Raw genomic sequence first — 13,815 nt, 5'->3', positions numbered from 1 at the left:
GGGAACGGCGACGCTCTCGATAGCCGAGCTCTACACCGCGCTACACGGCGACAAGCTGGCTGAATTTGGGGTGATTGACCAAGTCCCGCTGGTCGACGCCGTGCGGGCTGCCCAGCTGCGTGGCGAGCGCGTGGTGATGACCAATGGCTGCTTTGATATTCTTCATGCAGGACACGTGGCCTACTTGGAACAAGCCAAACGCCTGGGGGATCGCCTCATCGTTGCGGTGAATGATGATGCCTCTATTGGCCGTTTGAAAGGCCCTAAACGGCCAATCAACCCGCTTAACCGCCGCATGCAAGTCCTGGCTGGGTTAGGCGCTGTCGATTGGGTCGTGCCATTTAATGATGATACTCCCCAAGCGCTAATTGAAGCCGTTTTACCGGATATTTTGGTGAAAGGTGGCGATTACCGCCCTGAAGATATTGCAGGAGGGGAGGCCGTTATCGCCAACGGCGGCGATGTAAAAGTACTTGGCTTTGAAGATGGCGTATCGACCACCGCAATGATTAGCTCCATCCTGGATCGCGAGGGCTAATGGCGTCGCCGATTTGGCCTCGGCTTGTTTATTCAGCGGTGCTTTATATGTTGTCGCCGCTGATTGGCTGGCGCATCTGGCGTGAGCAAGTACTTACTTACTCGCGCTTGCAGCGGCTTGGTATGCGTTTGGGTAAGCTTCCCCCTGGGCCGCGAATTTGGTTGCACTGTGCCTCGGTGGGGGAAGTGCGCGCTGCCCGTCCCCTAATAGAGGGTTTGCTGGCGCGTTACCCTCAGCACAGCCTGTTGTTGACCACAATGACCGCGACGGGTGCTCAGCAGGTTCAAACACTCATCGGTGAGCAAGCCGCGCCGGATCAAGTAAGGCTTGCTCACTGCTTCCTCCCTTTGGATTTTCCGGGAGCGGCCAAGCGTTTTATTACCCGCGTGCAGCCCACTCTTGCCATTCTGTTTGAAACCGAACTGTGGCCCAACCTGTTGCACGCTTGCCACCAACAAGCAGTGCCTGTCGCGGTCGTCAATGGGCGGTTATCGCCACGAGCCTTTGCACGCTATCAGCGCTTGCGTTCGTTAATGGCGAGTGCATTAGCTAACGTCACATGGCTGGCTGCTAAATCTGCCCAAGATGCTGAGCGCTTTCAGGCACTGGGTTGCCGCGCAGCAGTAACTCATGTTGTTGGATCGTTAAAATTTGAGGTGCCTTCTCAGGAAAAGGCTCTGGAAGAAAGTAAGTACTTACTTCAAGCCTGGGGCGCTCGCCCAGTGTGGGTGGCAGGTTCCACCCGCGACGGGGAAGAAGCACTGCTCTTGGAGGCTCACCGTCAGCTATTGAAGCGCTTTCCAACAGCGTTATTGGTATTGGTGCCGCGACACCCGCAGCGTTTTGACGAAGTGGCCAAGCTGTGTGCCCAAGGCAGCTGGGCACTCAGCCGTCGCAGCCAGCAGCAGGCCGTGACGCCACAAACGCAGGTTTACCTGGGGGATACGCTAGGTGAGCTGGCAACGCTGTATGCAGCAGGGCATGTGGCCTATGTTGGCGGTAGTTTGGTACCGCTGGGCGGTCATAACGTACTGGAGCCTGCGGCGTTGGGTAAGCCAGTGCTCTGCGGCCCTTCACTTGACAACTTTAGCGATGTGGCTGAGCCGCTGTTAGCGGTAGGTGCGTTAAGCGTGGTGGAAACACCCGATGCCTTGGCCGACGCGCTAGCCGAGCGGCTGGCAACGCCATCATTTGCTTTGCAAATTGGGCAGGCTGGGCGAGAGGTCGTTGAAGCCCATAGAGGCGCATTGGCGCGCACGCTCGATGGGCTTAGTCAGTGGTTAACGTAACGCGGTTCGTTCCACGCCGTCCGTCTTACCTAACAGCAGTACATCGGCACCGCGCTGGGCGAATAAACCGTTCGTGACGACGCCTACAATGGCATTAATACGCGCTTCCATGGATGCTGGGTCGTCGATCATAAAGTCAAAACAGTCGATAATTTGATTGCCATTATCGGTGACTACCCCTTGCCGATAGACGGGGTCAGCACCTAGCTTGACCAGCTCCCGAGCGACGTAGGAGCGTGCCATCGGAATAACTTCTACCGGTAGCGGGAAGTTGCCAAGTTGGTTCACGTATTTCGAGCCATCGGCAATGCAAATAAATCGCTTGGCGCAGGCGGCGACGATTTTTTCCCGGGTTAGGGCGGCGCCACCCCCTTTAATCATTTGTAAGTTAGCGTTTACTTCGTCTGCACCGTCGATGTAAAAAGGAACATCGCCAACATTGTTCAGCTCGAATATCTCAATACCTAGCGCTTGTAAGCGCTTAGCACTGGCTTCTGAGCTGGCAACGGCCCCTTTGAAACGATCTCTTAGCGGGCCTAAACGATCAATAAACAGGTTCGCTGTGGAACCTGTGCCAATACCTAGCACGGTATCTTTTTCGAGATGAGGCTCAATCTCTTTAACCGCAGCATCCGCTACGGCCGCTTTCAATTCATCTTGGGTCATCATATTTTCCTGCGTCAGGGTTAGGCAGTGCTCTCTAGTATAACGGCCTTAGCGCCCACTGCCGATGGAAACGCCGCTAGACGACGCTAGGCGTAATCTGCTACCAATAAAGGCTTTGCTCTCTCCCGTCAGGGTCACGTTATTTTTTTGGGATTTCCGCATGCTCGAAGCAACCGTCAAAAAGATCCTCCAAGCCCGCGTTTATGAAGCCGCTTGTGAGACCCCTATTTCACCCGCTCCCTTTTTGTCGCGTCGTTTCAATAACCAAATTTTGATTAAGCGCGAAGATCTTCAGCCAGTGTTTTCTTTCAAGATTCGTGGTGCTTACAACAAAATGGCCCAGCTAACTGAAGAGCAGAAGGCCAAGGGCGTGATTGCAGCATCGGCGGGCAATCATGCCCAGGGTTTGGCTATGGCAGCCAAGCTGATGGGGGTGAAGGCGGTTATTGTGATGCCGCGTATTACGCCCGATATTAAGGTTCAGGCAGTACGTGCCCGCGGTGCTAAGGTTATTTTGAAAGGTGATGCATTTGCTGCTGCTGCTGAGCATGCTCAAGAATTGATTAAAGAGCATGGCTATACCTATATTCCGCCGTTTGATGATATCGATGTAGTTGCAGGTCAGGGCACTATTGGTGTTGAAATTCTGCGCCAGCACAGTGGCCGTCTAGACGCTATTTTTATTCCTGTCGGTGGCGGCGGCTTAATTGCAGGCGTCGCAGCGTATGTGAAATATCTGCGCCCAGATATCAAAATCATTGCCGTAGAAGCCGAAGACAGTGCCTGTTTAAAAGCCGCGCTAGAAGCCGGGGAGCGGGTCGTGCTGGATCAAGTTGGCGTGTTCGCGGAGGGTGTCGCCGTCGCGCAAATCGGTGAAGTGCCCTTTTCTCTGGTACGTGACTTAATCGACGACGTTATCACGGTGAATACCGATGAGATGTGTGCAGCGGTGAAGGATATCTTTGAAGATACACGTGCCGTCGCAGAAACGTCAGGGGCGCTTTCGCTAGCTGGCTTGAAGAAATATGTGCAGCAAACCGGTGCTGAAGGCGAGACGTTGATATGTATTAACTCTGGCGCGAATACCAATTTTGATCGTTTGCAACATATTGCGGAACGCACCGAGCTGGGTGAGCAGCGTGAAGCGATATTGGCGGTGACCATTGCGGAAAACCCAGGCAGTTTTAAAAAGTTTTGCCGCACGCTGGGCAAGCGCATGGTCACCGAGTTCAGCTATCGCTATGCAGATAATAGCGAGGCTCATATCTTTGTGGGTGTTCAAGTTAAACCGGGTGGGGAAGACCGCCAGGCGGTGATTGATAAGCTTCGTGAAGCTGGCTATCAGGTTGAAGATTTGACCGACAATGAGCTGGCGAAGCTACATATCCGCCATCTTAGTGGTGGTCGGCCCAGCGAGCGCTTTGAAGAAGAGCTCTACCGCTTTGAGTTCCCGGAGCGCCCGGGTGCGCTAATGAACTTTTTAACCCAGCTACCCCATGACTGGAATATTTCACTGTTCCACTACCGAAATCATGGTGCTGCCTACGGTCGTGTATTGGTCGGTATGCAAGTGCCGAGCAGTGATCAAACCCATGTTGCAGAGTACTTAGATGCGATTGGCTACCGTTATTGGCGAGAGAGCGATAACCCAGCGTATAAGCTCTTTATGGCGTAAAGAATTGTAAGTACTCACTAACCCCGGGATGCAGAGTTGTTAAGAAGAGTGAGCTTCTGAAAACGTTTAATGATGCGTTAAAAATAGCACTGAAAGCAGTTGTCAGTCCTCTTCTATAGCCCTATAGTCGTGGGCGAAATTAATGAGGTGTGTCATCTTTTTAGAAACACTGTTTAGATGACGCATTAAGGATATTTGGCAACCGTAAAAGACGTTGGAGATGAGGCATGCGGCGTAAAAAGCCTGATATGGTGATGGCGCTAACAGTGGTGTTTTTACTTGGAGTACTCGCCACTGGATACGCGCAAGCGCTATCGGGGAGTTAACTTACTAAGTTGATCACAGCGCTTTCAGCGTAAACGCTGCGCCAAGCTAGTCGAGGTTGATATTTAAAACGGGCTGATCTTAATGATCAGCCCGTTTTAGTTGGTCGAATAACCCTTGTGTCACTTGCTATCACGTCCAACGGAATATCCCAAGGCTCGATGGGTAGCGCATCCACCTGTTGGCAGGCGTGAGCAACGCCTATAAGTGTCGGTGCTGGCCCTTGGCGGCGCATAAAAGCGAGGCTGCGATCATAGAAACCACCTCCCATGCCCATGCGATTTGCTTGCTTATCAAAACCTACCAGCGGAACAATAAGCGTATCTAGCGCCCAAGCTGGCAGGCGATTGCGCCTATCGGCGGCAAATCGTGAACAGGGCTCTGCGATGCCAAAACGGTTTTTAACCATGGGGGTAGATTCGCGGTAGGCAACAAACCAAAGGCGATTAGTCGAAAATGGGCGCAATACCGGTAAGTAAATACTTACTTTTCGCTGTCGAAGCCAAGGTATTAATGGTGTCGGGTCTATCTCGCCGTTAACCGGTAAATAAAGGCTAATGCGTTTCGCACGACAAATTTCAGGCAGCCCTTTAAGGCGCTGGCAAAGGGCGGTAGCGGCTTGTTTTTGCTGATCTAGGGAAAGGGTGCGGCGTCTGCGTCTAAGCTCACGACGAAGCGCAATTTTATCGCCGAATGTACTGCGGGCAGCAGTATCGTTCATAACGAGCTACTCGTGATGAGCTAATCAAGACTAAGTGTTCCCCAGAATGCCGCTGTCGTTCTGGCCCTGAACCTACTGGTTCAGGTGGGTGGCCGCAGCCAAACCGTCAGGCTTTCCGACGCACGGACATGCACACGGGTTTGGCTAGCATTTGGCCCCCTGGGTACTTCGCATAGGCTCGAGGGACTATAACGACTGGCGTACACCCCAGAGAACATCTCTATCCTAACAGAGCCAGTGGTAATGCCAAAGAGCCGACAGCAGGTTCTTACGGTTCTTTTTGCTGGCGTGTATCCGCTAGTGCCCGTTCAAGGCGGTCGTTTAGGCGGTTCAGGTTTGCTTCGCTCGCGCGGTGCTCATCCATAATTTCAAGCAACTCATGGGTGATATTCAGCGCTGCCATCACTGCAACCCGCTCGCTGCCAAGGGCATTGCTTTGGGCGTGAATGCCATTCATCGCGCGATCTAAATAGCGAGCAGCACGTTCCAGCTTAGCTTCTTCGCCAGTGTCGCAAGCAATCATGTAGCTGCGACCCAGTAGGGTGATTTCTTTGGTTGGCCGCTTCGCGTTACTCATCAAAAACTCCGGCACAGGTCATTTTATTGACCAATGCGTTAACATCGCTGCATAGGAAGGATAGTTGGCGTTCACTATAAGAGAGCCGCTTATGTGGGGTCAACGCACAGGCGCGCGCGCCGTAAGATTCCTTCTGCGGTTTAACACCCTTAGCGATGTTGTTACGACGACTTCATTCCCCATTTTGTATAGCGAGCAATGCCCATGTCCCTAATCAATGAACGCCAGGATTTTTCTGACGTCGCGGATGTTTTTCTTCTGCATGGAAGTATGCAGTCGCCCGCGTTTTTGGATGGCCGCCTAAGTGGTCTGTTAGCGCTGCGTGATGTGACGGCTGAAGCATGGCTAGAAGAGGTATGCCTAAGCTTAGGGGTCGAGCAGCCGCGAGATCCTGATAGCGCTGAACGCTTACTAGGTTGGCGGCGTCAAACGCTGGAGGCATTGAGCGCCAGCGATTTGAATTACACACCGCTGCTACCCGATGAGCTTTTTTCACTCGCCGAGCAAGCCCAGGGGCTAAAAGAGTGGACGCTGGGTTTTATGGAAGTCGTTGAAGACGTGGCTGATGAAGCGCTACGCGAGCGCTGGTCTAAGACGCTTCAAGAAGCCATCGAGGATCTCGCAGGACTCGTACAGATCGAAACCGATATCGAGGATAGTCCTGAAAACGAAAATGATCTATTTGCGCTGACGGAACACGCGCGTATGGCGGCAATGTTGCTCTACACCGAGCAGCACCCAGGAATGCCCCAGGTTGAGCAGACCGACGCCCCCGTTCATTAATACAGGAGTTATCTATGTTACCTGAGTTACTGCCTCGGCCCGCCGCTATTGCGCCTGCAGAGTACCGCCAGCGCCGAGAAGCGCTCATCGCCCAACTGCCTGCCAATGCTGCGCTAGTGGTGCCAAGCGCTGCCTTGGTAACGCGCTCTCACGATAGCGAATACGCGTTCCGCCAGCAGAGTGATTTTTACTACTTAACCGGCATTCAAGAGCCCGATGCGTTGCTTGTAGTGCTGCCTGGGCGCGAGGCAGGCCAAAGCGTGGTGTTTTGCCAAGACCGCGACGCCACGATGGAAGCCTGGACAGGTAGACGGCTAGGCGCCCAGGGCGTTGAGGCTCAGCATGGCATTGACCAAGCGTTTGAAAATGCTCAGCGGGAAGAGCTGTTACCAGGTCTATTGGCAGGGCGCGAACTGCTCTACCTGCCGTTAGATAATCCCGAGGCGCTGAATATTGCAGAAGAGGCGTTGGCCTGCGCTCAAGCTGGCCTACGCCGAGGTAAGCCAGCATTGAAAGGATGGTTGGATAGCCGCCCGCTTGTTCATGAGATGCGCCTCATTAAAAGCCCTGCTGAAATTACCCTACTGCGCCATGCGGCCGCTATTTCAGCAAAGGCGCATACGCGTGCGATGCGTGTCTGCCGTCCAGGGTTAAGCGAGTATCAGTTGCAGGCAGAGTTAGAGCACGAATTCGTTTGGCAAGGTGCTAGCGGGCCTGCGTATAGCACCATTGTTGGTGGTGGCGTTAACGCTTGCGTGCTGCACTATATTGAGAACAGCGATACGTTGCAGGCCGATACACTTGTGCTGATTGACGCAGGGGCCGAGTTCGACCTCTACGCTGGGGATATTACCCGTACTTTCCCGGTTAATGGTCGGTTCAATGACGCTCAGCGGGCGCTTTATCAAGTGGTGCTAGATGCGCAAGAGCGTGCAGTGCACGCCGTCAAGCCGGGAGCCACGCTGGCGGATATTCACCAAGGGGTCGTGAGGGATTTAACCGCTGGGCTGATCGGTCTCGGGTTGTTAGAGGGCGATGTGCAGGAGCGCATTGACGATGAGAGCTATCGGCGCTTCTACCTGCACTCTACGTCCCATTGGTTGGGGTTAGACGTGCACGATGTAGGAACTTATCGGTTGGATGAAGAGACGCCGCGCCTGCTAACCGAAGGCATGGTCGTCACGATTGAGCCTGGTTTATACATTCCCAGCGATGATGATATTCCTGCCGCTTACCGCGGAATTGGCATTCGTATTGAAGATGATGTCGTGGTGACCCGTGATGGGCACGAAGTGCTTACGTCAGACGTGCCGAAGCGAATTGCTGATATAGAGCAATTAATGGTTAATAAATAAGCAGTAAAATTCCATTGATATTTGTTTATGTAATTTACATTACGAAATTACATTTGCTGGGTTTGGTTTATCCGTAGGAGATGACAATGCATGGGACTCAGCAGGTAAGACAGCAGCAAGCAGCTACGCTCACCCACGATATCGTTATTGTGGGAGGCGGGCTGGTCGGTGCCAGCTTAGGCTGCGCGTTGGCGCCGTTGATTGAGCGCTACGGCTGGCGTGTGGCAATTGTTGAAGCGGCTGCCTTACCTGAAAACGCTGAGAAGTCAGCGTGGCAGCCAAGCTTTGATGCTAGGGCCAGTGCTATTGCTGAAGGCTCTGCCCAACGCTTTCGCCAACTGGGTGTTTGGGAGGCGATGCGCAGTGAAGCTACCCCGATCAAGCGCATTCATATCAGCGAGCGCGGTCGTTTAGGTGCCACTAGGCTTAGCGCTCAGGAGCTGGGAGTGTCGGCATTGGGGCATGTCATTCCTAATGCTTGGATGGGGCGTGTGCTGCATCACCATCTTCAGCAACTGCCGATTGAGTGGCACTGCCCTGCAACGGTGGCGCAACTAATGCCACAAGCTAACGGCCACCGCCTGGTGCTTTCCGATGGCAGTGAACTAACGGCAGCGCTGACTATTCTCGCCGATGGCGGGCGATCTGGACTGAAAGAGCAGTTGGGCATCAGTAGTCGCCACCGCTCTTACGAGCAAACAGCCGTCATTGCCCATGTCGGTATTAGCCAGCCCCACGAGGGGGTTGCCTATGAGCGCTTTACAGCAGAGGGGCCGATCGCACTGCTACCATTGCCTGGCCAAGCGATGGAGCTGGTCTGGACGCATGCCAGCGGCACAGAGCAGGCGCGACTAGCGCTCTCCGATTCGGCGTTTTTACGCCAGCTACAAGCTGCCTTTGGTGATCGAGTCGGGCGTTTTACTCGGGTGGGGCAGCGTTTCAGCTACCCACTTTCGCTGATTACCGCGGAAGAGCCCGTTCGACCTGGGTTGGCGGTGTTGGGAAATGCTGCCCATGCGCTTCACCCGGTAGCGGGTCAGGGGTTTAACTTGGCACTGCGCTCAGTGATGGATCTGGTCGAAGCACTAGCGCAGGGCGCTCAGAACCAACGTGCTCTTGGTGATATGGACATGCTACTCGCCTTTGAGCAGCGTCGTGCGCAAGACCGAGCCAATGTCATTCGGTTTAGCGATGGGTTGGTGCGTCTATTTGGCTATTCGCTGCCCCTACTGCCGCATGCCCGAGCAGCTGGCCTGGTGGGGCTCAATTTAGTGGGCCCGCTTCGCCGCAGCTTGGCACGCAGAGCAATGGGTCTGGAGCGCTGATGCAACAAGTAGCTAAGGGAACGTTATGAAAACGCAAACAGCGGCAATAGATGTGCCGGTTGAACGTTTTGACGCGGTGATCGTAGGCGCCGGAATGGTCGGCACGGCGCTAGCAGGACTGCTGGCTAACGCTGGGATGCAGGTGGCGTTGGTAGAAACCAAAGCAGCACCACTGCGCTTAGATGCTTTTGGTGACCATTCGCCTGCCCCCAGGGTGAGTGCTTTGACGCCGGTTTCACAGCGGCTGCTCTCGCATTTGAAGGCATGGCCCGCGATGGCTGCTACTAGGGTAACGCCTTACCGTTATATGCAGGTGTGGGATGCAGAAGGCAGCGGTAGCATCCATTTTTCCGCCGATGAAGCAGGTGCGCCCGTACTTGGGCATATTGTTGAAAACGATGTGACATTGGCCGCGTTAAATGAGCAGGTGCTAGCGCTGCCTTCCGTTAGCACTCTCTTTGGAGTGGGCGTGGAGGCTTTGCAAACCTCTGATAGCGGGCGCTGGCTAGTGCTGGATGATGGCCGACAATTGCATACGCCATTATTAATTGCTGCCGACGGTGCACGCTCCACCATGCGTGAATTGGCAGGGATATCAGTGGCCGAAGAGTCTATGCAGCAAGAGGCCGTCGTTACCACCGTAAGGTGTGAAAAGTCCCATGGCGACACGGCTCGTCAGGCTTTTATCGCTGGCCATCCACTGGCTTTTTTGCCGTTAACAGTGGGCGGTGATGATCGCTACTGTTCGATTGTCTGGTCGACCACGCCTGAGCATGCACATCAACTTACATCGCTCTCTAGTGAGGCGTTGGGGCAGGCGCTAAGTGAAGCCTTTGACTACCGTTTAGGTCAGGTGAGTGCCGTCGATGCGGCCTATCGGTTTCCGCTGATTCAGCGCCACGCCGCTCACTACGTGCAGCCTAATTTTGCCTTGGTGGGCGATGCTGCCCATAGCATTCACCCGCTAGCGGGGCAGGGCGTTAACCTAGGATTTATGGATGCGGCAGTGCTGGCTGAGGAAGTGATTAATGCATGGCAGCGAGGAGCCCCCTGGGGGGCGCTGACCACGCTGAGTCGCTACGAGCGGCGTAGGCGCTTCGATAACAGCGCCATGCTAGGGCTGATGAAAGGGTTTAAAGTGCTTTTCGGTAGCCAAGTGCCTGCATTGACGCTGGCGCGCAATATGGGGATGAGTGGTATGAATCAGTTGGTGCCGATAAAACGACTGGTGATGCGGCAGGCAATCGGAGAGCGAGGACGCCTGCCGCAATCGTGTCGTTAACGGCGCCGACGATCCACCACGTTCAATGCTTTGAGTAAGTTCAGCGCTTCACTGAGCTGATAGTCCTCGCGTAGGCGCTGAGACATTTCAGTCCGCTCCCGGGGCATTGCGTCTTGGCCGCTTAGATGACCATCAAGATCAGCTTCGCGGATTTGGCGTTGCCCCTCAGCCACTTCCAGCCGGCCGCGTACCACTTCCACGTCAGGCTCGATACCTTGTGCTTGGATTGAGCGCCCATTGGGGGTGTAGTAAAGCGCGGTTGTCAGCTTAAGACCTTCACCATTGCCAAGCGGCATGATCTGCTGCACGGAGCCTTTACCAAAGCTTTCGGTGCCCATTATCACCCCGCGGCGCTGGTCTTGAAGCGCCCCGGCGACAATTTCAGCAGCCGAGGCGCTACCACTGTTTATCAGTACAACGAGCGGCACATCACCAGCGGGTGTCTCTGGCGATGCCGAAAACGACATTTCGGTGTCAGAAAGACGCCCTTCGGTGTACACAATTAGCCCCTCATCCAGGAACAGGTCGGCAACGCCAACGGCGGCCTGCAAAACGCCACCTGGGTTATTGCGTAAGTCGAGAATGAGTCCCTCAAGTGGCTGCTCTCGGGCCATACGTTCTAACGACCTGCGTGCCTGCTCTGGGGTGCGCGACTGAAACTGGCTAATTCGCAAGTAGCCATAGCCTGGCTCCAGTACTTCATGCTTAACGCTTTCATTGCGAATTACTTCGCGCGTTAGTGTGAACTCACGCGGAGACTCTTCACCCGCCCGCAAGACGGAAATACGCAGTTGGCTACCCGGTTCGCCACGCATCAGGTTAACCGCCTCTTGAAGCGATAAGCTGTCGGTTGGCGTTCCATCGATAGCCACAATCACATCGCGGGATAACAGGCCCGCTCGTGAAGCTGGTGTGTCATCGATGGGGGTAATAACTATTAACTGCCCGTTTTCTGTGCCTACTTCAATGCCAATACCGCCAAACTCACCCTGGGTGGATTCGCGCAGGCTTCGGTACTCTTCTTCGTCTAAATAGGCTGAGTGGGGATCTAGCTCGCTGAGCATGCCTCGCATGGCATTACGCAATAACGTGCGGTCGTCAACCTCTTCGACATAGCCGCGTTTAATGCGCTCAAACACCTCAGCAAAGGTCTGGATCTCTTCAAGCGGTAGGTCATCAGCAACGCTATTTGCAGACTGAGCCATTAAGGGGAGAGGAGCAGTCAGCATTACAAGCGGGAGCAGGGTAGCCAAAAAGCGCTTGGCAGGGGCCGATACCTTGGTAACAGATAGCGTCATGCGGACTCCGCTAGGCGAAAGGCAGCGCCAGAAGGCGCTGCATAAGTTGAGACATGATTGTTAATTCATAGGAGTCAGCTTATCCCGTCAGCGGCGTGCAATCCAACGTTGTGGATTAATTGGTTCACCGCTACGCCGCACTTCGAAGTAAAGCGCGGGGTTGGTCTGCCCGCCGCTGTTGCCGATACGTCCAATTTCAGTGCCACGGCTTACTTGTTGGCCGGGCCGTGCACTGAATTGTTGCAAGTGAGCATAGAGCGTCATGATCTGATCGCCGTGATCAATAATCAGCAGGTTGCCAAAGCCACGCATCCAGTCGGCGAATACCACGCGGCCTGTATGAACGGCTGTTACTGCACTGCCCGAATCTGCTCGAATCACGATACCGTTATAGTGCACGCCGTCTCTACGCTGGAAGGTTGCCGTAATGGCTCCTTGAACGGGCCAGGGTAAATCGCCCCGCGTGCGGGTGATGTGTGTGGTCGGTGTTGGCTCGGCTAAACGAGCCAGCTCCGCTTGTATCGCCCTTAGCTGCTGTTCGGCCTGCTCACGGCTTTGGTTTAGATCGGCTAAGCGATCCTCTTCGCTGCCATAGCGATCATCCAGGGTCGCTACGACGCCACGCCGCTCCTCGGTTCGCTGAGCGAGTATAGCGCTTTGCTCTTCTAGCTCGTCGGCTAATGCATCAAGGCGCGTTTGACGCTCGCTGAGCGCTTGCTCGGTATCTGCCAGTGCGGTGTCGAGGCGGCTTATATCCGTAAGGCGTTGCTGACGCGCCTGAGTCAGGCGATTTAGATACGCCTGCATTCGGTCTAGCTCGGCTGGATCGCTTTGGTTAAGGAGCAGTTTTAACTGGGGTGTTGGCCCCAATCGATAAAGGGCTGCCAGCTGTTGGCTCAGCGCAGCGTATTGTGCTTCACGCTCACCTTCCAAGCGCTCTCGGTGCTGGCGAAGTTGGGTCGTTTCGTCGGCCAGTTGACGGCGCTCAGCCTGAAGTTGATCCAGGCGCTGGTGAGTCTCGGCAAGCTCCGTTTCCACATGGCGCAGCTCATGCTCGGCGCTATCCCGAGCTTGCCCGGTCGCACTGAGGCGCTGGGCAGCCGCTTCGATCTCCTGGCCAATCGCATCCAACTGCTGGCGCGCGGCATTTTCATTTGGCTGGGCTAAACTTGCTGGCGCATAACCTAACGCCAGCATAAGCGCGACAGCTAACGTCCATCGCATCAGCATCAATCAAAATGAATCAGTGGGTTACCTGTCATCGCTTCGGGCTGAGCCTGGTTCATCATGGTTAACAGCGTCGGCGCTAAATCGCACAGTCGTCCATTTTCCAGCCGCCCATTCTGCTCTCCCACGTAAATCAACGGCACCGTAAAGGTCGTGTGAGCTGTTTGCGGCGCGCCTGTTTCCGGATGCACCATCTGTTCGGCATTGCCATGGTCAGCTGTGATCAGGCAAGCACCACTGGCACGTTCAATGGCCTCTACTACTCGACCAACGCAAGTATCAACGGTTTCAATCGCTTTTACCGCGGCGTTGAAGTCACCGGTATGGCCAACCATGTCGCCATTGGCATAATTGCACACTATTAAGTCAAAGCGACCACTGTCGATAGCGTCCACCAGCTTATCGGTGATCTCAAAGGCGCTCATCTCGGGTTTTTCGTCGTAGGTTTTAACGTCACGGGGGGAGGGCACTAAAATGCGCTCTTCGCCTTCGTACTCGGCTTCATTACCGCCGGAGAAGAAAAAGGTGACGTGGGGATACTTTTCTGTTTCTGCAATACGTAGCTGAGTTAGGCCGCGTTTAGCAACCACTTCCCCCAGGGTATCGGTGAGATCAGAAGGGGGAAAGGCCGCTGGTGCTGGAATGTTGGCGGCGTACTGGGTCATCGTGACTAAACCGTCGCCAGCCAGTGTAGGACGTACACGCCGCTCAAAGCCGTTAAACTCAGCTTCAGTGATCGCGCGCGTTAATTCGCG

General features: G+C 54.6%; 12 protein-coding genes, 1 other RNA gene and 1 pseudogene. 7 read left to right on the top strand and 7 right to left on the bottom strand.

The window, feature by feature from the left end; translation table 11 throughout:
* Both rfaE2 and waaA read left to right on the top strand, forming a co-directional pair.
* Positions 1-538, top strand: a 538-nt coding sequence (gene rfaE2, locus INT22_RS20345; protein ID WP_226912444.1) for a D-glycero-beta-D-manno-heptose 1-phosphate adenylyltransferase, incomplete at its 5' end; no start/stop codon positions are given.
* A complete protein-coding gene (gene waaA / locus INT22_RS06160) occupies positions 538-1,827 on the top strand; it encodes a lipid IV(A) 3-deoxy-D-manno-octulosonic acid transferase (RefSeq protein ID WP_193067883.1) in 1,290 nt (429 codons plus the stop codon). The genes rfaE2 and waaA, both read left to right, overlap by 1 nt.
* Here the strand turns inward: waaA and rpiA are convergent.
* A complete protein-coding gene (gene rpiA, locus INT22_RS06155) occupies positions 1,819-2,493 on the bottom strand; it encodes a ribose-5-phosphate isomerase RpiA (RefSeq protein WP_038479984.1) in 675 nt (224 codons plus the stop codon). The two genes, waaA and rpiA, sit on opposite strands and share 9 nt — an antisense overlap.
* A 160-nt stretch (positions 2,494-2,653) precedes the next feature.
* Between rpiA and ilvA the strand changes: the two genes are divergently transcribed.
* Positions 2,654-4,168 (top strand): threonine ammonia-lyase, biosynthetic, encoded by a 1,515-nt coding sequence (gene ilvA / locus INT22_RS06150; RefSeq protein ID WP_193059901.1) that lies wholly within the window; start codon positions 2,654-2,656, stop codon positions 4,166-4,168.
* Positions 4,169-4,580: 412 nt separating this feature from the next.
* Here the strand turns inward: ilvA and INT22_RS06145 are convergent, their stop codons facing one another.
* From INT22_RS06145 to INT22_RS06135, 3 genes are all read right to left on the bottom strand, one after another.
* The gene (locus INT22_RS06145) at positions 4,581-5,213 is read right to left on the bottom strand and encodes a 5-formyltetrahydrofolate cyclo-ligase (RefSeq protein ID WP_193059900.1); all 633 of its coding nucleotides are present in this window, start codon (positions 5,211-5,213) and stop codon (positions 4,581-4,583) included.
* Between the two features lie 34 nt (positions 5,214-5,247).
* A non-coding RNA gene (ssrS, locus tag INT22_RS06140) (6S RNA) lies at positions 5,248-5,430 on the bottom strand.
* Between the two features lie 51 nt (positions 5,431-5,481).
* Entirely contained in the window at positions 5,482-5,790 is a 309-nt protein-coding gene (locus tag INT22_RS06135; RefSeq protein WP_089040104.1) for a cell division protein ZapA, read from the bottom strand.
* Positions 5,791-5,994: 204 nt separating this feature from the next.
* Between INT22_RS06135 and INT22_RS06130 the strand changes: the two genes are divergently transcribed.
* From INT22_RS06130 to INT22_RS06115, 4 genes are all read left to right on the top strand, one after another.
* Positions 5,995-6,573, top strand: coding sequence for a UPF0149 family protein (locus INT22_RS06130; protein WP_193059899.1), 579 nt, complete (start codon positions 5,995-5,997; stop codon positions 6,571-6,573).
* Between the two features lie 14 nt (positions 6,574-6,587).
* On the top strand, positions 6,588-7,928 hold the full coding sequence (gene pepP / locus INT22_RS06125) for a Xaa-Pro aminopeptidase (RefSeq protein ID WP_193059898.1): 1,341 nt from the start codon (positions 6,588-6,590) through the stop codon (positions 7,926-7,928).
* 86 nt (positions 7,929-8,014) lie between these two features.
* Positions 8,015-9,253 carry a 2-octaprenyl-6-methoxyphenyl hydroxylase gene (ubiH, locus tag INT22_RS06120; RefSeq protein WP_193059897.1) on the top strand — a complete coding sequence of 413 codons (1,239 nt, stop codon included), beginning with the start codon at positions 8,015-8,017 and terminating at the stop codon, positions 9,251-9,253.
* A gap of 25 nt (positions 9,254-9,278) precedes the next feature.
* Positions 9,279-10,535, top strand: coding sequence for a UbiH/UbiF/VisC/COQ6 family ubiquinone biosynthesis hydroxylase (locus INT22_RS06115; RefSeq protein WP_193067882.1), 1,257 nt, complete (start codon positions 9,279-9,281; stop codon positions 10,533-10,535).
* On the opposite strand, the gene INT22_RS06110 is transcribed toward INT22_RS06115, so the two are convergent.
* The 3 genes and pseudogenes from INT22_RS06110 to INT22_RS20340 all read right to left on the bottom strand — a co-directional run.
* Positions 10,532-11,833, bottom strand: a complete 1,302-nt coding sequence (locus tag INT22_RS06110; protein ID WP_193067881.1) for a S41 family peptidase — start codon at positions 11,831-11,833, stop codon at positions 10,532-10,534. The two genes, INT22_RS06115 and INT22_RS06110, sit on opposite strands and share 4 nt — an antisense overlap.
* Positions 11,834-11,920: 87 nt before the next feature.
* On the bottom strand, positions 11,921-13,057 hold the full coding sequence (locus INT22_RS06105; RefSeq protein ID WP_193067880.1) for a murein hydrolase activator EnvC family protein: 1,137 nt from the start codon (positions 13,055-13,057) through the stop codon (positions 11,921-11,923).
* Between the two features lie 5 nt (positions 13,058-13,062).
* Positions 13,063-13,815 (bottom strand): annotated as a pseudogene (locus INT22_RS20340) (2,3-bisphosphoglycerate-independent phosphoglycerate mutase); the annotation flags it as partial.

Origin of the sequence: Halomonas sp. 3D7M (assembly GCF_014897885.1) — a bacterium.
Taxonomy (GTDB): Bacteria; Pseudomonadota; Gammaproteobacteria; order Pseudomonadales; family Halomonadaceae; genus Vreelandella.
Note: the sequence above shows the minus strand (reverse complement) of the source record. Positions and strands in the feature narration are given on the sequence as shown.